Consider the following 17,483-nt stretch of genomic DNA (forward strand, 5'->3'; position numbering starts at 1 on the left):
GCGGTGGGGAGCGCTCGGCTCACCCATCATACTGGTCAGGCCCCATCGCCCATGGCGCCTGGTCGTAGCCGTTGGCGAAGGTGCGGTTGGTCTGCGCCGGATTGCGGTTGACCAGCGGCCGCAGATACATCGGATGCGTCGCGCTGCGCACCTCGTGCTCGATCGTGAACAGATGCCGGCCATTGGCGGGATCGACGATGTCGCAGAAGCGATACTGATACTGGTTGTCCTCGCGCGAGACCAGATTGCGCTCGCGCAGCCGCTTGTAGGGGCCCGAGAAATCCGCGATGTAGATCTGGACGTGATGGCCGTCGAACTCGCCCTGCGCTTCGTCGCTCTCGCGGAATTGCAGATACTGGTCCTTGCCGACTTTTGCCCGCGCGACGACCCCGTCGCCGTTCACAACGCGGGCCGGGATGCCCATGATCTCCGGATAGAACCGGCTGATCGCCTCGGCGGTGCCGCGCGGCACGGCGAATTCGACATAGGGCATGCCGAGCGCGATGCGGCCGAACCGCTTCGCGTCGGGTTCGTAGCAGCGCAGGCGGTTGCCCCAGGGGCAAATGGCCTCGACGTGATCGTTGTGCTCGCGATAACTGAACGCGGTGCCTTCGAGCTTGGGCGCGACTGCGGCAAGCCGCTGGAGCAAGGCCTGCCGTCCGGCGATCACGATGCCGGTGTGACCGCGCAGCACCTGCGGCTTGCCGCTCGGCAGATGAAACTGGCTGCGGCCGGCATTCACCCACATGTTGCTGTCGGAGACCATCAGATAGGGATCGCGGGTCAGCCCGATGCCGGCCACATAGAACAGCGTGGCGAGGCGCTGGTCGGGCACCTGCACGTTGACATGCTCGAGATGGATGGCGTTGCCGAGATCTTCTGCGGCGCGGTCGAATGGCTGCTGCACGGCACGGCTCCCTGGATGCGATGCCGCGCATGATAGTGCAACGGCACGGCCGATCCAGCCGACGGGCCATGAATGTTTCGCAGGGCGCTACCCCCCGTAACTCTGCACCAGGCTGCCGGCGACCAAGGCCCAGCCGTCGACCAGCACGAAGAAGATCAGCTTGAACGGCAGCGAGACCACCACCGGCGGCAGCATCATCATGCCCATCGACATCAGGACCGAGGCGACCACGAGGTCGATGATCAGGAACGGCAGGAACAACAGGAAGCCGATCTCGAAGGCGCGCTTCAGCTCGGAGATCATGAAGGCCGGCACCAGGATGCGCAGCGACATCTCCTCGGGCGTCGCCGGCGGCGGCTCGCCGGAGAGATCCATGAACAGCTTCAGGTCCTTCTCGCGCACGTTCTTCTGCATGAAGCCGCGCAGCGGCACCGAAGCGCGCTGCAAGGCCTCCTCGACGCCGATCTGGTTGGCGACCAGCGGCTTGATGCCGTCGTCATAGGATTTCTGCAGCACCGGCTCCATCACGAAGGCGGTGAGGAACATCGCCAGCGCGATCATCACCGAGTTCGGCGGCGCGGTGGCGGTGCCGAGCGCGGTGCGCAGCAGCGACAGCACCACCACGATGCGCGTGAACGACGTCATCATGACCAGGATCGACGGCGCGATCGACAGCACCGTGAGCAGCGCGATCAGCTGGATCGCGCGCTCGGTCACGCCGCCATTGCCGCCGCCGAGGTTGATGCTGATGTCCTGCGCCATCGCCGGACCAGCGAAGGATCCGGCGGCGATCAGGACAGCGATGAAAAAAACTCTACGCGGGACTGTCCCCGATCTCACGAAGGATTCTTCGGTCGGCCGAGCAGCGAGGCCATCTCGTCCTCGAGATTCTCGAAGCCGCTCTTCGGTCCGCCTGCGGGCGGGGCGGGCGGCTCGCTGCGCGGGGCACGCACCGGCGGCGCCTCGGGCGCAACCGGCGGCGCGACGGTTTCGCCGGCGCCGGTCGGGCGGCGCAGCGCCGCCTCGAGTCGCTGCGCCATCTCGGCGAGATTGGCATCGGCATTCGATGCCGGCGGCGGAGGCGGAGGTGACTGGGTTGCAACCGGCGGCGCAGCCGGGGGAGGCGGCGGCGTCACGGCGCGCTCGGGCGCGCGCAGCGGCGGCGGTGCCTTCGGCGGCTCGGCCGCGCGCGGCGGGCGCGGGATGGCAGGCTCGGAGCGCGGCGGCAGGCGCGGCGGCATCGGATCGGGCCGCGGCTCGCCGCGCTCGGGCGTGAAGCCGGCAAGCGGATCGCTGCGACGCTCGGCCAGCGGCGGCGGGGGCCGGCGCAGTTCGTCGGCAAAGGAGGGGCGCGCCGGACGCGGCGCCGGCTCAGGCTCGGGAAGCTCGAACGCGTCGGAGCGGGCGGCTTCGCTCTCGTTCCAGGCCGCATCCGGCAGCGGTGCTGCGCGCGGCAGCGCAGCCTCGGGCGCAACTGCGGGGCGGCTCGACATCTGATCGCGGCCGGGCATGGCCCGCACAATGTTCGGCTCGACGACGATGTCGGTCGGGCCGCCGATCATCAGCAGATGCTCGATATTGTCGCGGCGGACCAGCACCAGGCGGCGGCGGCCGTCGACGGCGGCGGCGTCGATCACCGCCAGGCGCGGCATGCGGCCACGGTTGGCATTGGCGCCGAGGCGGTTTCCGGCGAAGCGGCGAACGAGCCATGCGGTGACGCCGATCAGCGCCAGCACGACAACGAATGCCAAGACGAATGTAATGACCTGCATATTGGAGTCCCCGGCCATCGTGGCCTTCCTCAGCTTCCGCCATCAACGAGCGCGGATTGATAGATGTGGTTTGCGCCAGCGAATCGCGCCCGAGATTCGCCTTATTTCTTAATTCCCAGCGGCTTGCAGCCCATTGTTCTATTAATAAACCAAGAATCGCTTGTCCCAAAACGACTTCTCAGCGCCCCACGCTGTCTTGGTTTGTGCTGGTTAACGCAGCATTCGTGGCGAAAATGCGCTCGCCGGCCGCCGTTGCGGCGTTCTCCACGGCTCCATCGGATATTTTAACCACCCGTTAACCATACACCGGGCAAATTCTGCCTACCTCGGAAGGCCCATGGGCGTCCAAGAGGTTAACGGAGCCGCCGCGATGGCCATGAACGATCTCCCGATCCTGTCGGCGTTGCGCACCAAGATGCAGTGGCATCAGGAGCGCCAGCGGGTGCTCGCCGAGAACATTTCCAATTCCGACACGCCGAACTTCCGGCCGCGCGACCTGGTCGAGCCGACGTTCGACAAGGGCGGCGCAACCGTCGGCGCCGGCATGGGGACGCTGCCGATGATGCAGACCAGCGCCACCCATATGGCGGCGTCCGGCGCGCCGGACACTTTCGACAATGATCGCGGCAGGAGCGGGTTCCAGACCCGCCCGGCCGGCAACGCGGTCAATCTCGAGGAGCAGATGCTGAAAGTGTCGGCCAACCAGATGGACTTCGCCGCCGCCACCTCGCTCTACAGCAAGAGCCTGCATCTGCTGAAGACCGCGATCGGCAAGGGCTAGGCCATTTAACGGCGGCGGGAGGATCCCATGGCAGACGGAACAAGCGATTTCGCCCGCTCGATGAGCATCGCGACCTCTGGCCTGCGGGCGCAGGCGGGGCGGATGCGGGTGATCTCGGAAAATATCGCCAACGCCGATTCGACCGCGCAGACCGCGGGCGGCGATCCCTATCGCCGCAAGGTGCCGACCTTCTCCTCGGCGCTCGATCGCACGCTCGACGCCCAGGTCGTGACGCTCGGCCGGATTCGCCCCGACCAGTCGTCATTCCGCGTCAAGCACGAGCCGGGCAATCCGGCAGCGGACGCCTCCGGCAACGTCAAATATCCGAACGTCAATGCGATGGTCGAAATGACCGACATGCGCGACGCCCAGCGCTCCTACGAGGCGAACCTCAACATCATCAGCGCGACGCGGCGGATGATCCAGCGCACGCTCGACATCCTCAAGTCCTGACGCAACAAGAACAGGGAACGTAACTCATGGCTACACCGACAGTCGCCGCCAATGCCTATGCCAGCCTCGCCAGGATGATGGAGCGCGGCGGCGCCGAGAAGGCCGGGCTGGGCGGGCAGGCCGTCGCCGGCCCGTCGTTCAGCGCGCTGCTGAAGGACTCGGTCGGCAGCGTGCTGGAAGCGGGCAAGAAATCCGACGCGCAGACCATGGCGATGGCCTCGGGCAAGGCCAATGTGATGGACGTGGTGACCGCGGTCGCCGACACCGACGTTGCGGTGTCGACGCTGGTCTCGGTCCGCGATCGCGTAATCCAGGCTTACGAAGACATCATGAAGATGCCGATTTGACGACGGTGTCATTCCGGGATGGTCCGAAGGACCAGAACCCGGAATCTCGAGATTCCGGGTTCGCTTCGCGCCCCGGAATGACTGAACAACCAGCAAGCGAGAATCCAAAATGACCGGCCCTGAAACTCTCGACGTGGCGCGCGATGCGATCTGGACCATCGTGGTGGTGTCGTCGCCCCTGATGGTGGTCGGCCTGGTGGTCGGCGTCGTGGTGTCGCTGTTCCAGGCGCTGACCCAGATCCAGGAGCAGACGCTGGTCTTCGTGCCGAAGATCCTCGCGATCTTCGTCACATTGCTGCTGGCGCTGCCGTTCATGGCGGACTCGCTTAGTAGCCACATGATGCGGATTTCATCGCGAATCATCGGCGGTTGATGCACTAATGCCGCGGTCATGCGCATCGATGTCTCCCTGCTGCCGGCGCTGGCCGCAATCTTCGTGCTGGTCTTCGCGCGCGTGGGCGCGATGGTGATGCTGCTGCCCGGTTTCGGCGAGAGCAACATCCCGGCGCGGGTCAAGCTGTCGATCGCGCTGCTGCTGACGCTGATCATCCTGCCGCTGCATCGCAACGCCTACCATGTCGACCTGACGTCGATCTCCGCGCTCGGCGTCCTGATGGTGCATGAGCTCATCATCGGCATCGTGCTCGGCGCCACCGCGCGGGTGACGCTGTCGGCGCTCAACGTCGCGGGCTCGGTGATCGCCCAGCAGCTCGGCCTCGGCTTCGTCACCGCCGTCGATCCGACCCAGGGCCAGCAGGGCCAGATCGTCGGCAACTTTCTCACCATCCTCGGCCTGACGCTGCTGTTCGCCACCGACAGCCACTATCTCGTGATCGCGGCGCTGAGCGAGAGCTACCGGATCTTCTCGCCCGGCGAGATCATGCCGACCGGCGACGTCGCCGCGCTCGCGACCTCGGCCTTCTCCGCCGCCTTCAAGATCGGCCTGCAGCTGTCGGCGCCGTTCCTGGTGTTCGGCCTCGTCTTCAACATCGGGCTCGGCGTGTTGGCGCGGCTGATGCCGCAGATGCAGGTCTATTTCGTCGGCGTGCCGCTCTCGATCATGGTCGGCTTCCTGATCTTCGCCGCCGTGCTCGCGGCGATGATGAGCACCTATTTCGACTACTTCAACGGCGTCATGCGCCAGCTCGCTCCGATGAACTAATCAGGAGCAGAAATGGCCGACGATACCGAAGACAAAACAGAAGACCCTACGCAAAAACGCCTCGACGAAGCCCTCGAGAAAGGCGACGTCGTCAAGAGCCAGGAGGTCAACACCTGGTTCATGATCGCCGGCGCCACGCTGGTGCTGTCGACCTTCGCTGGCTCGATCGGGGGCGGCATCTTGATGCCGCTGCGCAACCTGATCGCCAATTCATGGATGATCCGCACCGACGGTGCCGGCCTGCTGCAGCTGACCCAGACGCTTGGCTACGCCGTGGTCGCTGCGATCGGCGTGCCGTTCCTGATGCTGGCGCTGGCCGCGGTCGCCGGCAACATGATCCAGCATCAGCTGGTGTGGTCGGGCGAGCAACTGAAGCCGAAATTCTCCAAGATCTCGCCGGCCGCCGGCTTCAAGCGGCTGTTCGGCAAGCAGGCCGTGGCGAACTTCCTGAAGGGCCTGTTCAAGCTGATCGCGCTCGGCGCCGTGATGGTCATGGTGCTGTGGCCCGATCGGATGCGGATGGAATCGTTCCTGCGGGTCGACCCGGCCGAGCTGCTGCCCGCCATCACCGGCATGACCGTGCACCTGATGGCGGCGGTGGTCGCGATCCTCGCCGCGGTTGCGATCGCCGACTACTTCTTCCAGTACCGGACCTGGTACGAGCGTCACAAGATGTCGCTGCAGGAGATGAAGGAGGAGTTCAAGCAGTCGGAAGGCGACCCGCACGTCAAGGGCAGGATCAAGCAGTTGCGGGTCCAGCGCGCCAGGAAGCGCATGATGGCCCAGGTTCCGAAGGCCTCGGTGATCATCACCAACCCGACCCACTATTCGGTGGCGCTGGCCTATGACCGCAGCATGTCGGCGCCGATCTGCGTCGCCAAGGGCGTCGACGTCCTCGCGTTCAAGATCAGGGAGATCGCCAAGGCGCACGACATTCCGATCGTGGAGAACGTGCCGCTGGCCCGGGCGCTCTATGCGACCGTCGACATCGACAAGGAAATCCCGGTCGAGCACTATCATGCGGTTGCCGAAATCATCGGCTACGTGATGCGGCTGAGGCGCGGCCTGTCCGGCCAGCGTAAGTAAAAGGGCGGAAAACCGCTTGAAATGCGCGTAACTTGCGAAATTGCCGCCTGATGGACTTGCGTTTTCGGGTCCGATTCAGGCACTCAGGTGCGAGGTGGCCGGCCGGTCGCCTTCGTGATGCAGACGAGCCATGTCTCTCCAGATGACCGCCGATAGCAACGATCCTCCTGCGGCCGAGCCGTTCGTGGCCCACGGGCCGGCGCGGCGCAGCGGCAGCATCCTGCTGGTGCTGCTGGTCGCGGCCGGCATCGTCGCGGTGGCGGTCTGGCTCGTGATCATCGGCCGCAGCCAGGCGCAACCCTACATCCTCGGTGTGCTGGCGCTGCTCGCCACCGTCGGGGTTTTCAACCTATTCGCCCTTGCCGCCGGCATCATCCGCTTCTCCGACCGCGCGACCGACGACCCGGTGATGGCGCGGATCGCCGACCAGGCCCAGGAAGGCCTCGTCGTCACCGACTCCCGCGGCCACGTGGTCTATTCCAACGCCGCCTATTTGACGCTGACCGGTGCGGCCGGGCCGCAGGACGTCCGTCCGGTCGAGCGCGTCTTCATCGGCAACCCCGACGTCTCCGAGGCGGTGTTCCGCCTCCTGAAGGCCGCACGCGAGGGCAAGCGGCAGCAGGAGGAGGTCCGCATCGCCGGCCATGAGGCCGGGCAAGGTGGTGCACAGGGCCGCTGGCTGCGGTTGCGCGTCCGGCCGCTCGGCGAGGGCAAGCGCGACGCGAAATACGCGGTGTGGTCGATCGCCGACATCACGCGCGACCGCGAGCGCCAGGAAGACGTGTTCCAGGAGCTGCGGCACGCGATCGAATATCTCGACCACGCGCCGTGCGGCTTCTTCTCGGTCAATCCGGCCGGCGAGATCGCCTATGTCAACGCCACGCTCGCCAACTGGCTGGATTACGATCTGGCCGAAATCGGTTCGGGCGGCCTGAAACTGACCGACATCGTCTCGGGCGATGGCGCGGCCTTGCTGACCTCAATCGCGGCGGTGCCGGGCGAGGTCAAGACCGAGGTGTTCGACATCGACCTGCGGATGCGCGGCGGCAAGACCGTGCCGGTCCGGCTCTATCACAAGCTCGCCTTCGGCGCCGACGGCGCGGCGGGCGCCTCGCGCACGCTGGTGATCAGCCGCGCCCGCGACGAGCGTTCCGATCCGGAGCGCGCCGCCGAGGTGCGCTTCATGCGCTTCTTCGACCATACGCCGATGGCGATCGCGACCGTCGATCGCGGCGGCAACGTGGTCGGCGCCAATGCGCGCTACGCCAAGCTGGCGCAGAGCCTGAACGGCGACGGCGGCGCCGCCAGGTCGATCTTCCGCGCGGTCAATCCGCGCGACCGCGGCCTCCTGATCGCCGCCATCAACCAGGCCGCCGAGGGGCAGGGCGATATCGCGCCGGTCGAGGTGATGCTCGACGGCCCCAAGGAGCGCTTCGCCCAGTTCTTCGTCACGACCATCGAGAAGGACGAGCGCGACGCCGAGACCGCGATCGTCTACATGCTCGAGATCACCGAGCGGCGCGCGCTGGAAAACCAGATCAACCAGTCGCAGAAGATGGAGATGGTCGGCCAGCTCGCCGGCGGCATCGCGCACGACTTCAACAACGTGCTCTCCGCCATCATGATGGCCAACGACTTCCTGCTGAACGCGCACAAGCCGACCGACCCGTCGTTCCAGGACATCATGCAGATCAAGCAGAACGCCACCCGCGCCGCGACGCTGGTGCGGCAGCTGCTGGCGTTCTCGCGCCGCCAGACGCTGCGGCCGCAGGTGCTGGATCTCGGCGACGCCTTGAGCGACCTCACCATGCTGCTGCGCCGGCTGATCGGCGAGAAGGTCAAGCTCGACTTGGTGCATGGCCGCGACCTGTGGCCGGTGAAGGTCGACGTCTCGCAGTTCGAGCAGGTCGTGGTCAATCTCGCGGTCAACGCGCGCGACGCGATGCCCGACGGCGGCAAGCTCACCATCCGCACCGCCAACGTGCCGACCGAGGAAGCCGCTCAGCTTGCCAACAAGGGCATGCCGGCCGCGGATTATGTGAAGATCGAGATTGCTGACACCGGCACCGGCATTCCGCACGAGATCATCGACAAGATCTTCGAGCCGTTCTTCTCGACCAAGGAGGTCGGCAAGGGCACAGGCCTCGGCCTGTCCACCGTGTACGGCATCGTCAAGCAGACCGGCGGTTTCGTCTATGTCGATTCCGTGCCGGGTGGCGGCACCACGTTCCGCATCTACCTGCCGCGGCATCGCCAGGAACAGGAGATCGCGCAGGAGGTCGCATCCGGGGTGCAGGCCGGCAACGGTGCGTCGAAGGAAGTCTCCGCTGCCGAGGCGGCCAAGCCGAAGCCCGATCTCACCGGGCAGGGCACCATCCTGCTGGTCGAGGACGAGGACGGCCTGCGCTCGCTCAATGCGCGCGGCCTGCGCTCGCGCGGCTACAGCGTGATCGAGGCGGCCAACGGCGTCGAGGCGCTGGAAGCGTTCGAGGAGAAGAACGGCGCGGTCGATCTCGTCGTCTCCGACGTCGTGATGCCGGAGATGGACGGCCCGACGCTGCTCAAGGAAATGCGCGGTCGCAATCCGGAGCTGAAGATCATCTTCGTCTCCGGCTACGCCGAGGACGCCTTCGAGAAGAGCCTGCCGGAAAACCAGCAATTTGCGTTCCTGCCGAAACCGTTCACGCTGACGCAGCTGGTCGCCGCGGTGAAGGAAACCATGACCGCGAACTAGGGCGTGTGCTCATAAACGTCGGCTTCCAGTCGTAGAGCGGAAGTTGCCCAGCTCGGTCGTGATCGGCGGCTTTTGACCCTTTGCGGAAGTCGCAACCGCTTTATTCATCGTTTGGTACGCCGATCTTTTCGGTTGATCGACCGATGCTGCGCAACCTATCATTAGTCAGGATGAAAACAGCTCGCACTTCCACTTTGATCGCCCTGCTGCTCTCCGCTATGACGGCCGCGGCACTGCTGCTGATTAATCCTCCAAAGGCATGCCCCGGCTGGCACTTGCGCCATTCTTCAACCTCCTTATGGGAGGCGCTGGCGGTGTGGACAGCTCCAATATTAGCGTTCCACTGTTTCATTGTGGTTCGATGGGATTGGTGCTTGCGCAGAGCGGCTGAAAAGGACCAACTAGCCTTGGTACCCGTTGAGTACATTCTAATTCGGATGTGCCTCATGGGAGCAGCGGCTTCTCAGCTTCCCGTGTTTTTGGTTCTTGACTGCGTCGGAAAGTAACCACAGCGACTTAGACGCGCTTGGTTGGCAACATTGTCCGCAGTTGGCCCAAAACCGACAAGCCATCGTCATGCGGCGATGTCAGGTTTTCGAGGTAAATCCGCCATGGCCAATTTATGAGGACGCGCCCTAGCTATACGTCGAGGCGCATGCGCTTTGGCTTCTCGCAGGTGCGAGGCGAAATTCCGGCGCGGCTACGGTTGAACCGAAACCTCGTCCCGCGCTAGGACGCGCCGTCGCATCCACAAGGACCATAGTGTCACATCGCCGCGACCGAGGGCCGCAGCCGCAGTTCCCGTTTCCCGCTTCACTTTTATCAGGCCCTGCCCATCTTAGGGGCGTTTCCCCATGCCGGGGAATCCTTTGAGGAAACCAACATGAATTTCTCGCAACGCACGCGTGGAATTGTTCGGGCGATCGCCGTCGCGATGGCGCTGGCGCTGCCCGTGATGATGACCGTTTCGGCGGCCGACGCCCGCGTTGGCGGTGGCGGCTCGCGCGGCTCGCGGACGTTCTCCGCGCCGCCCTCGACCAACACCGCACCGGGCTCGGTTGCGCCGCTGAACCGGACCTTCAGCCAGCCCGGTAGCCCGGGCATGAGCTCGCCGGCGGCGGCGAATTCCGGCGGCCTGTTCGGCCGCGGCGGAATGGGCCGTGGTCTGCTCGGCGGCCTGGCCGCGGGTTTCCTTGGCGCCGGCCTGTTCGGCATGCTGTTCGGCGGCGGCCTGTTCTCGGGCCTCGGCGGCCTGTCGTCGATGCTCGGCCTGTTGCTGCAGATCGGCCTGATCGTGCTCGTGGTCCGGCTCGCGATGTCGTGGTGGCAGCGCCGCAATCAGCCGGCCGCTGCTTACGCGGGCGGACCCGATGTCGGCCCGGGCCCGCAGGCCAACGCCCGCTCGGGCTTCGGCTTTGGCCTCGGCGGCGGATCGAACGCGCCGGTCGAGATCGCGCCCGCCGACTACGAGACCTTCGAGCGGCTGCTCGGCGAGATCCAGGCTGCGTGGTCGAACGAGGACATTGCGAAGCTGCACACGCTCGCGACGCCGGAGATGGTGTCGTACTTCTCCAGGGATCTCGAGGACAACAAGGCGCGCAACGTCACCAACAAGACGTCCAACGTGAAGCTCCTGCAGGGCGATCTGGCGGAAGCCTGGCGCGAAGGCGACAGCGAATATGCGACGGTCGCGATGCGCTATTCGCTGGTCGACACCATGCTCGAGCGCGGCACCGGCCGCCAGCTCAGCGGCGGGCAGCCGGAGGAGGTCACCGAGGTCTGGACCTTCGTGCGCCAGCGCGGCGGCAATTGGGAGCTCTCGGCGATCCAGCAGACCAACTGATCGCTGGTCCGAGATGACGGACAAGGCGCCGCGGCTTGGTCCGCGGCGCTTTTGTTTTGCGCGCTTCATTCGCGTGTCGCGGCACTGGCGGCGATGGCCTGCCGGCCGACTTCGCGGCGAATTGAGGCGGCAGTACGGGGGCAGTCAGAACGTCTGCGCGTGTATGCCCGTCATTGCGAGGAGCGATAGCGACGAAGCAATCCATCTGTCCACATATGCCGCACGATGGATTGCTTCGCGGAGCCTGTCATCGGGCGCGGGTTCGCGCGGCCCGTTGGCTCGCAATGACGGAAGGCGCTCAGGCCTTCTTGCGCTTGGTCGTCTTCTTGACGGCCTTCTTGGCCGCCTTCTTTTTCTTCGCTGCTTTCTTCGCCGCGAAGTAGGCCCCGACCTTCTTCGAGGAATGTCCGACCTCGTCGACCGCCGCCTTCAGCCGGGCAGGGGTTACCTTGAACTTCTTCGACCAGTAGCGGACCTCGTAGGGCTGGCTGAGCGCGATCAGCGCGCGGTCGGCGGCCTTGTGGCGCTGCTCCCTGAAATGGGCTTCCACCTTCCTGGCTGAATGGCCGACCTTCTTGACCGCGGCCTTGAGCTTGGCCGGCGTGACCTTGAACTTCTTGGACCAGTACGCAACTTCGTAGGACTCGCTCAACGCGATCAGAGCGCGATCGCGTGCGCCCCGCTTCTTCTTGTTGTCCGCCATCAGATGATCCTTCGTCGAAGATTCCACGTTGGAACCTTAGCAGTCGCCGCGCGGTTCGCACAGGCGGACTGCGCGAGGTGGACGATCTGACGACGGCGCGGCTACGATCGACCTTGCGCGAACCGATGCGGTGAAGTTTTTGGAGATAAGTCCATGCACTATCAGCTTTACTACTGGCCGATGATCCAGGGGCGCGGCGAATATGTCCGTCTCGCGCTCGAGGATGCGGGCGCGGATTATACCGATGTCGCGCGGGCCAAGGGCGGCACCGGCGCCATGATGAAGATGATGGACGCGCACAAGGGCACGCCGCCGTTCGCGCCGCCGTTCCTCAAGGCAGGCCAGCTCGTGATCGGGCAAACCGCCAACATCCTGCTCTATCTCGGCGTGCGCCATGGCCTGGCGCCGAAAGCTGAAGGCGGAAAGCTCTGGGTGCATCAGCTGCAGCTGACGATCGCGGATTTCGTGCTGGAGATCCACGACACCCATCATCCGCTCGGCCCGTCGCTGTATTATGAAGACCAGAAGGCGCCGGCGAAGAAGCGCACGGAAGAGTTCTGGAAATCGCGGGTGCCGAAATATCTCGGCTATTTCGAGGATCTGGTCGCGGCGAATGGCGGCGCGTTCGTCACCGGCCGCAGGCTGACCTATGTCGACCTGTCGCTGTTCCAGATCGTGGAAGGACTGCGCTACGCGTTTCCAAAGCGCATGGCGGCATATGAGAAGAAGGTTCCGCGCCTGATCGCGCTCCGCGATCGCGTCGCCGAGCGGCCGAACATCAAGGCCTATCTGGCGAGCGCGCGGCGGATCCCGTTCAACGAGGAGGGGATTTTCCGGCGCTACAAGGCGCTGGATTTGTGATCGCCGTCATTCCGGGGCGCGAAGCGAACCCGGAATCTCGCGCCACAATCTCTGGATTGCGGGTTCACGCTCCGCGTGCCCCGGAATGACTGCTTCGCAGTCACCGGCTCTTGCCGTCCACCGGCGTCATCTTGATCTTCGACAGATCGATGCCGTCGATGCAGCTGACATTCAGCGCCACGATGTCGCTGCCGTCGGGCTTGTTGCCGCGCGCGAACACGTCGACGCCGCAATCGACGCAGAGCTGGTGGCGGATGGCGTGGCGGTTGAAGAGATATTCCTTCAGGTTCTCGGCGCCGGCGCGGAGCTGGAAGCTCGTTGGCGGCATGAATACGAAATGCAGGCCCTTCTTGGTGCAGATCGAGCAGTTGCAGGCGGTGACCATGGCCATGTCGGTGGTGCATTCGAAGCGGACCTGGCCGCAATGGCAGCCGCCGGTGTAGATCTTGCTCTCTGCCATGATCGCTCCTCACCACAGCCCGGGCACGAGGCGGTAGCGCACCCGTGCCGTATAATCGGCATAGCCTGACAATCCCGCCACCAGCGTGCGCTCCTCGATCCGGGTGCGGAACGCGAACATCGCGAAGAACACCGGCACGAAGGCCAGACCCCACCAGGAGCCGAGCGTCAGCGGCACGCCGATGAAGAACAGCATCACGCTCGTATACATGGGGTGGCGGACCAGCGCGTAGGGCCCGGTCGAGATCACGTGATGGTCGCGCTCGCTCTGCACCTTCACGACCGGTGCCGCGAACGAGTTGGTGCGGAACACCCACAGGATCAGCCCGGTCGAGAGCAGGTACAGCGCGAGGCCAAGCACGATCAGCGCCACGCCGGCATTGGCGCCGCCAAAACGGCGGTCGAGCCCCATCGCGATGAACCACAGCACCGCAATGACCAGGAAGGCCAGCATGAAGCGCTTGTCTTCGGTCGGCTGGCCCTCACGTGCGGTGAGCCGCATGCGCTCGGCCAGGAGGCCGGGATCGACCTTGGCGAGCCACAGCCCGCAGGCCGGGCCGATCAGCGCCGAGGCGATCAGATAGGCCCACGCGCCGGGCCAGTGCAGCGTGCCGGCGGAGGCAAACAGCAGCGCGGCCATGGCGATGACGAAGAAGGTGTTTTGCACGAGGAGCTTTGCGATCATGGGCGGCTCCGTGAGTCCGGCCGCGATTATCGCACCCTTTTCCCGGCAGGCATGCGGCCCCGATCATCAACTTTCGGAGCCGGTGAGGTGTTCCTGGGGCGCGGTCGCATCGCACCTCAATTGACAATCGTATAAGTAATTGCTTATATATCTGCATGACCGCAGCCATGCAGCTGACCAATGTGCTCAAAACCCTCGCGGACCCGACGCGGCGCGCGGTGTTCGAGCGGATCATCCGCGAAGGCGAGATCGCCGCGACCGGGCTGGTGCAGGGCTCCAAGGTGTCGCAGCCGGCGGTGTCGCAACATCTGCGCGCGTTGCGTGACGCCGGGCTGGTCGCCGAGCGGCGCGAGGGCCGGCACATCCACTACCGCGTCGCGCCGAAGGGGCTCAGTCCGCTGATCGACTGGCTCGCCCACTACGAGACGTTCTGGGCCGAGCGCTTCGCCAATCTGGAGAAATTGTTGAAGGAGAGTGAGTGATGAGCGAGACGCACGCGATCACGGTCGAGAAGGTGCTGCCCTATGCCGCCGACAGAATCTGGCGGACGCTGACCACGAGCGAACTGCTGATGAAATGGCTGATGCCGAACGATTTTCAGCCGCGCGTCGGACACCGCTTCAACTTCCGCACCAAGCCGATCGGCGACTGGGACGGCGTCGTGCATTGCGAGGTGCTGGATTGCGATCCGCCGCGCCTGCTGCGCTATTCCTGGAAGGGCGGCGCCGATACCAATCCGCAATACGGCTCGAAGCTCGACTCGGTGGTCACCTGGACGCTGACGCCGGTCGACGGCGGCACGCAGGTCCGCATGGTGCATGACGGCTTCGTCTTCCCCGGCAACCGCTTCGCCTTCGACATGATGAGCCCGGGCTGGGGCAAGATCGTCGACGCGATCGGCCGGGTCACCGGCGAGGGCTGATCACTCGTTGTTGCCGCGACGGACCGTGATCGAGGCATCGGTCCTGTTGCGCGTGCATTCGAGATTGAGGCGGCGATAGCGCATGGTGATGGTGTTGCCGCGCAGAATGCCCATCCGCTTCAGGCAGCGCGAGGTGCCGGTGGTGGCGTCGTCCTTCGGCACGGTGAAGATCAGTGCGGTGGCCGAGCCGACCAGATTGAAGAACTCCGGCTTCATCTTGCGATCGGTCTTGGCATAGAGCTCGATCGCATAGTCCTTGCCACGGCAGCCGAGCGACAATTCCTTCGCCGCCGGGTGTGTGAGGTAGGTGATGTTGGCGGCGCTGAAATTGACCTTCAGGCCGTCGATCTGGCCGGCGAGTTGCTTGGCGATATCCACGCAGGGGTCGGCATGCGCGGGCGCGGCGACAAGAGCCGTGGCTAGCGCGATCAGCGCGGCCGGCAGGGTGGAGCGGATGCTGAAAGCGCGTCGGCGCAACGGTGCTGTCACGAAATACCCCCGCGGTATGAATATACGCGAAGCTACATGCAGGCTCCCGCGCGGCGCGTCAACATCGCCAGTCAGGACGGGCACTTGCCGTCCTGCGCCTTGGAGGCGCCGGCGGCGCGGCGCTCGCAATCATTGCCATAGCTCTTGCCGTCGCAGCCGCACACCGGCTTGAAGATCTTGTTGCAGATCGTCGGCCGGAACGCGCAGCTGCCGGACTGGTCGGCACGGCCGCATTGCCCCGGCTTGAACTGGCAGAACTGGCCGCGACTGCTGCATTGCAGGCCGGCAAGGCCGCCGCAGGACCTGCCGAGGCGCGCGGCATCGGCGCCGCCCGGGAGCGCGACCAGCAGGGCCAGCGCCGCAAACCGGATCACAAGCGCTGTCTTCATGAAGGTCTCCTGGTGGCTTCCCCGGCCGATTGGCGGTGTGCTGCGCGTTGTGGCAATCCGAGATCACGGTGGCATGAAACCTAGCATATGGATTGCCGGTCCCGCGCATGGCTGGAAGGCAGCCGGCTTCCCTTTCCTTTGCCCGAAAAAGGCTTAGAACGGCTCTACATTGCCGGCGGCCCCGCGGCCGGACCGGCCTTTCGAACCCGGCCTGCAAGCCCAAAGAGCAGCTCATGAACGCCCCCTCCGCCTTCCCCGACCAGCAGAAGCCCGTTCCGCCCTACAAGCACACGCCCTTGTTCCCGCTGGGTGCCGACACCACGCCCTACAAGAAGGTGACGAGCGAGGGCGTCCGGGTCGAGAAGGTCTTGGGCAAGGACATGCTGGTGGTGTCGCGCGAGGCGCTGCGGGCGCTCTCCGAGGCGGCGTTCGGCGACATCAACCACTATCTGCGGCCGGGCCACCTGAAGCAGCTGCGCTCGATCCTCGAGGACAAGGAAGCCAGCGACAACGACAAGTTCGTCGCCTTCGATTTCCTCAAGAACGCCAACATCGCGGCCGGCGGCGTGCTGCCGATGTGCCAGGACACCGGCACCGCGATCATCATGGGCAAGAAGGGCTGCAACGTCATCACCGACGGCGAGGACGAGGCCGCGTTGTCCGAAGGCGCACGCGACGCCTATCTGCGCCGCAATCTGCGCTACTCGCAGGTGGCTCCCTTGTCGATGTATGAGGAGAAGAACACCGCCAACAACATGCCGGCGCAGTGCGAGATCTACGCCGAGGGTGACGACGCCTACAAGTTCATGTTCATGGCCAAGGGCGGCGGCAGCGCCAACAAGAGCTTCCTGTTCCAGGCGACGCCCTCGGTCTTGACCAAGGACCGGCTGCTGGCGTTCCTAAAGGAGAAGGTGCTGACGCTCGGCACCGCGGCGTGCCCGCCGTATCACCTTGCGATCGTGATCGGCGGCACCTCGGCCGAGCTCTGCATGAAGACCGTGAAGCTCGCCTCGGCGCGCTATCTCGATGCGTTGCCGACCCACGGCTCGCCCGACGGCAATGCGTTCCGCGATCTCGAGATGGAGCAGGAAATCCTCAAGATGACGCAAAGCCTGGGGGTGGGCGCGCAGTTCGGCGGCAAGTATTTCTGCCACGACGTGCGCGTGATCCGGATGCCGCGCCACGGCGCCTCGCTGCCGATCGGGCTCGGCGTGTCCTGTTCGGCGGACCGCCAGGTGCTCGGCAAGATCACCAAGGACGGTGTCTATCTCGAGGAGCTCGAGCACAACCCGGCGCAGTATCTGCCCGCGGTCGAACAGTCGCTCGGCGGCGAGGTGGTCAAGATCGACCTCAACAAGCCGATGAAGGAGATCTTGGCGACGTTGTCGCAATATCCGATCAAGACCCGCGTCTCGATGACCGGCACCATGATCGTCGCGCGCGACTCCGCCCACGCCAAGCTGCGCGAGCGGCTGGAGAAGGGCGAGCCGCTGCCGGATTATTTCAAGAACCATCCGGTCTACTACGCCGGCCCCGCCAAGACGCCCGAGGGCTATGCCTCCGGCGCGTTCGGCCCGACCACCGCGGGCCGCATGGATTCCTTTGTCGACCAGTTCCAGGCCGCCGGCGGCTCGATGGTGATGGTCGCCAAGGGCAACCGCGCGGTCGCGGTGCGCGAGGCCTGCAAGAACCACGGCGGCTTCTATCTCGGCTCGATCGGCGGCGCGGCGGCGAACCTCGCCGAGCACTGCATCAAGAAGGTCGAGGTGGTCGAGTATCCGGAGCTCGGTATGGAAGCGATCTGGCGCATCGAAGTGGTCGATTTCCCGGCCTTCATCATCATCGATGACAAGGGCAACGACTTCTTCAAGGAATTGAACCTGGGTTGAG

Annotated in this window: 21 protein-coding genes; 12 read left to right on the forward strand and 9 right to left on the reverse strand. The window is 65.1% G+C overall.

Annotation, left to right across the window (positions count from 1 at the left end; all coding sequences use genetic code 11):
• Positions 1–19: 19 nt before the first annotated feature.
• The 3 genes from ACVINW_RS25475 to ACVINW_RS25485 form a co-directional block, all read right to left on the reverse strand.
• A complete protein-coding gene (locus ACVINW_RS25475) occupies positions 20–907 on the reverse strand; it encodes a hypothetical protein (protein ID WP_456753851.1) in 888 nt (295 codons plus the stop codon).
• Positions 908–994: 87 nt separating this feature from the next.
• On the reverse strand, positions 995–1,747 hold the full coding sequence (fliP, locus tag ACVINW_RS25480) for a flagellar type III secretion system pore protein FliP (protein ID WP_456753852.1): 753 nt from the start codon (positions 1,745–1,747) through the stop codon (positions 995–997).
• Complete coding sequence (locus tag ACVINW_RS25485; protein ID WP_456753853.1) at positions 1,744–2,679, reverse strand: flagellar biosynthetic protein FliO; 936 nt, start codon at positions 2,677–2,679, stop codon at positions 1,744–1,746. The genes fliP and ACVINW_RS25485 overlap by 4 nt, the downstream gene beginning before the upstream one ends.
• A 370-nt stretch (positions 2,680–3,049) precedes the next feature.
• Here ACVINW_RS25485 and flgB point away from each other — a divergent pair, with 370 nt between their 5' ends.
• From flgB to cckA, 7 genes are all read left to right on the forward strand, one after another.
• Positions 3,050–3,460 carry a flagellar basal body rod protein FlgB gene (gene flgB, locus ACVINW_RS25490; RefSeq protein WP_456753854.1) on the forward strand — a complete coding sequence of 137 codons (411 nt, stop codon included), beginning with the start codon at positions 3,050–3,052 and terminating at the stop codon, positions 3,458–3,460.
• A gap of 27 nt (positions 3,461–3,487) precedes the next feature.
• Positions 3,488–3,913 carry a flagellar basal body rod protein FlgC gene (flgC, locus tag ACVINW_RS25495; protein ID WP_456753855.1) on the forward strand — a complete coding sequence of 142 codons (426 nt, stop codon included), beginning with the start codon at positions 3,488–3,490 and terminating at the stop codon, positions 3,911–3,913.
• A gap of 26 nt (positions 3,914–3,939) precedes the next feature.
• Positions 3,940–4,260, forward strand: a complete 321-nt coding sequence (gene fliE, locus ACVINW_RS25500) for a flagellar hook-basal body complex protein FliE (RefSeq protein WP_050631837.1) — start codon at positions 3,940–3,942, stop codon at positions 4,258–4,260.
• 109 nt (positions 4,261–4,369) lie between these two features.
• The gene (gene fliQ, locus ACVINW_RS25505) at positions 4,370–4,633 is read left to right on the forward strand and encodes a flagellar biosynthesis protein FliQ (protein ID WP_456753856.1); all 264 of its coding nucleotides are present in this window, start codon (positions 4,370–4,372) and stop codon (positions 4,631–4,633) included.
• An 18-nt stretch (positions 4,634–4,651) separates the two neighbouring features.
• Entirely contained in the window at positions 4,652–5,422 is a 771-nt protein-coding gene (gene fliR / locus ACVINW_RS25510; protein WP_456753857.1) for a flagellar biosynthetic protein FliR, read from the forward strand.
• Positions 5,423–5,434: 12 nt separating this feature from the next.
• Positions 5,435–6,508 carry a flagellar biosynthesis protein FlhB gene (gene flhB, locus ACVINW_RS25515; protein ID WP_456753858.1) on the forward strand — a complete coding sequence of 358 codons (1,074 nt, stop codon included), beginning with the start codon at positions 5,435–5,437 and terminating at the stop codon, positions 6,506–6,508.
• A gap of 142 nt (positions 6,509–6,650) precedes the next feature.
• Positions 6,651–9,242: a cell cycle histidine kinase CckA gene (gene cckA / locus ACVINW_RS25520; RefSeq protein ID WP_456756495.1), complete on the forward strand. Its 2,592-nt coding sequence runs from the start codon at positions 6,651–6,653 to the stop codon at positions 9,240–9,242.
• Between the two features lie 100 nt (positions 9,243–9,342).
• On the opposite strand, the gene ACVINW_RS25525 is transcribed toward cckA, so the two are convergent.
• Positions 9,343–9,594 (reverse strand): hypothetical protein, encoded by a 252-nt coding sequence (locus ACVINW_RS25525; RefSeq protein WP_456753859.1) that lies wholly within the window; start codon positions 9,592–9,594, stop codon positions 9,343–9,345.
• 531 nt (positions 9,595–10,125) lie between these two features.
• On the opposite strand from ACVINW_RS25525, the gene ACVINW_RS25530 reads away from it, so the two are divergent.
• Positions 10,126–11,085: a Tim44 domain-containing protein gene (locus tag ACVINW_RS25530; RefSeq protein ID WP_456753860.1), complete on the forward strand. Its 960-nt coding sequence runs from the start codon at positions 10,126–10,128 to the stop codon at positions 11,083–11,085.
• 298 nt (positions 11,086–11,383) lie between these two features.
• On the opposite strand, the gene ACVINW_RS25535 is transcribed toward ACVINW_RS25530, so the two are convergent.
• A complete protein-coding gene (locus tag ACVINW_RS25535) occupies positions 11,384–11,788 on the reverse strand; it encodes a DUF3606 domain-containing protein (RefSeq protein WP_456753861.1) in 405 nt (134 codons plus the stop codon).
• A 153-nt stretch (positions 11,789–11,941) separates the two neighbouring features.
• Here ACVINW_RS25535 and ACVINW_RS25540 point away from each other — a divergent pair, with 153 nt between their 5' ends.
• Positions 11,942–12,649, forward strand: coding sequence for a glutathione S-transferase (locus ACVINW_RS25540; RefSeq protein WP_456753862.1), 708 nt, complete (start codon positions 11,942–11,944; stop codon positions 12,647–12,649).
• A gap of 100 nt (positions 12,650–12,749) precedes the next feature.
• Here the strand turns inward: ACVINW_RS25540 and ACVINW_RS25545 are convergent, their stop codons facing one another.
• Both ACVINW_RS25545 and ACVINW_RS25550 read right to left on the reverse strand, forming a co-directional pair.
• The gene (locus ACVINW_RS25545) at positions 12,750–13,109 is read right to left on the reverse strand and encodes a GFA family protein (RefSeq protein WP_456753863.1); all 360 of its coding nucleotides are present in this window, start codon (positions 13,107–13,109) and stop codon (positions 12,750–12,752) included.
• A 9-nt stretch (positions 13,110–13,118) separates the two neighbouring features.
• A complete protein-coding gene (locus ACVINW_RS25550; RefSeq protein WP_456753864.1) occupies positions 13,119–13,793 on the reverse strand; it encodes a methyltransferase family protein in 675 nt (224 codons plus the stop codon).
• 155 nt (positions 13,794–13,948) lie between these two features.
• Between ACVINW_RS25550 and ACVINW_RS25555 the strand changes: the two genes are divergently transcribed.
• Positions 13,949–14,275 carry an ArsR/SmtB family transcription factor gene (locus tag ACVINW_RS25555; protein ID WP_456753865.1) on the forward strand — a complete coding sequence of 109 codons (327 nt, stop codon included), beginning with the start codon at positions 13,949–13,951 and terminating at the stop codon, positions 14,273–14,275.
• Complete coding sequence (locus ACVINW_RS25560; RefSeq protein WP_456753866.1) at positions 14,275–14,715, forward strand: SRPBCC family protein; 441 nt, start codon at positions 14,275–14,277, stop codon at positions 14,713–14,715. The genes ACVINW_RS25555 and ACVINW_RS25560 overlap by 1 nt, the downstream gene beginning before the upstream one ends.
• On the opposite strand, the gene ACVINW_RS25565 is transcribed toward ACVINW_RS25560, so the two are convergent.
• Both ACVINW_RS25565 and ACVINW_RS25570 read right to left on the reverse strand, forming a co-directional pair.
• Positions 14,716–15,171, reverse strand: coding sequence for a hypothetical protein (locus tag ACVINW_RS25565; RefSeq protein ID WP_456756496.1), 456 nt, complete (start codon positions 15,169–15,171; stop codon positions 14,716–14,718). It abuts the gene before it with no gap.
• 104 nt (positions 15,172–15,275) lie between these two features.
• Positions 15,276–15,593, reverse strand: coding sequence for a hypothetical protein (locus ACVINW_RS25570; protein WP_456753867.1), 318 nt, complete (start codon positions 15,591–15,593; stop codon positions 15,276–15,278).
• Positions 15,594–15,826: 233 nt separating this feature from the next.
• Between ACVINW_RS25570 and ACVINW_RS25575 the strand changes: the two genes are divergently transcribed.
• Positions 15,827–17,482, forward strand: coding sequence for a fumarate hydratase (locus ACVINW_RS25575; protein ID WP_456753868.1), 1,656 nt, complete (start codon positions 15,827–15,829; stop codon positions 17,480–17,482).
• Position 17,483: the final 1 nt, after the last annotated feature.

It is taken from the genome of Bradyrhizobium sp. USDA 4461 (genome assembly GCF_054055655.1).

What these genes read in the sequence shown, in the direction of transcription:
- ACVINW_RS25485 (WP_456753853.1), bottom strand. Translation starts at nt 2,679, where the DNA reads ATGCAGGTCATTACATTCGTCTTGGCATTCGTTGTCGTGCTGGCGCTG.
- flgB (WP_456753854.1), top strand. Translation starts at nt 3,050, where the DNA reads ATGGCCATGAACGATCTCCCGATCCTGTCGGCGTTGCGCACCAAGATG.
- flgC (WP_456753855.1), top strand. Translation starts at nt 3,488, where the DNA reads ATGGCAGACGGAACAAGCGATTTCGCCCGCTCGATGAGCATCGCGACC.
- fliE (WP_050631837.1), top strand. Translation starts at nt 3,940, where the DNA reads ATGGCTACACCGACAGTCGCCGCCAATGCCTATGCCAGCCTCGCCAGG.
- fliQ (WP_456753856.1), top strand. Translation starts at nt 4,370, where the DNA reads ATGACCGGCCCTGAAACTCTCGACGTGGCGCGCGATGCGATCTGGACC.
- fliR (WP_456753857.1), top strand. Translation starts at nt 4,652, where the DNA reads ATGCGCATCGATGTCTCCCTGCTGCCGGCGCTGGCCGCAATCTTCGTG.
- flhB (WP_456753858.1), top strand. Translation starts at nt 5,435, where the DNA reads ATGGCCGACGATACCGAAGACAAAACAGAAGACCCTACGCAAAAACGC.
- cckA (WP_456756495.1), top strand. Translation starts at nt 6,651, where the DNA reads ATGACCGCCGATAGCAACGATCCTCCTGCGGCCGAGCCGTTCGTGGCC.
- ACVINW_RS25525 (WP_456753859.1), bottom strand. Translation starts at nt 9,594, where the DNA reads ATGAAACAGTGGAACGCTAATATTGGAGCTGTCCACACCGCCAGCGCC.
- ACVINW_RS25530 (WP_456753860.1), top strand. Translation starts at nt 10,126, where the DNA reads ATGAATTTCTCGCAACGCACGCGTGGAATTGTTCGGGCGATCGCCGTC.
- ACVINW_RS25535 (WP_456753861.1), bottom strand. Translation starts at nt 11,788, where the DNA reads ATGGCGGACAACAAGAAGAAGCGGGGCGCACGCGATCGCGCTCTGATC.
- ACVINW_RS25540 (WP_456753862.1), top strand. Translation starts at nt 11,942, where the DNA reads ATGCACTATCAGCTTTACTACTGGCCGATGATCCAGGGGCGCGGCGAA.
- ACVINW_RS25545 (WP_456753863.1), bottom strand. Translation starts at nt 13,109, where the DNA reads ATGGCAGAGAGCAAGATCTACACCGGCGGCTGCCATTGCGGCCAGGTC.
- ACVINW_RS25550 (WP_456753864.1), bottom strand. Translation starts at nt 13,793, where the DNA reads ATGATCGCAAAGCTCCTCGTGCAAAACACCTTCTTCGTCATCGCCATG.
- ACVINW_RS25555 (WP_456753865.1), top strand. Translation starts at nt 13,949, where the DNA reads ATGACCGCAGCCATGCAGCTGACCAATGTGCTCAAAACCCTCGCGGAC.
- ACVINW_RS25560 (WP_456753866.1), top strand. Translation starts at nt 14,275, where the DNA reads ATGAGCGAGACGCACGCGATCACGGTCGAGAAGGTGCTGCCCTATGCC.
- ACVINW_RS25570 (WP_456753867.1), bottom strand. Translation starts at nt 15,593, where the DNA reads ATGAAGACAGCGCTTGTGATCCGGTTTGCGGCGCTGGCCCTGCTGGTC.
- ACVINW_RS25575 (WP_456753868.1), top strand. Translation starts at nt 15,827, where the DNA reads ATGAACGCCCCCTCCGCCTTCCCCGACCAGCAGAAGCCCGTTCCGCCC.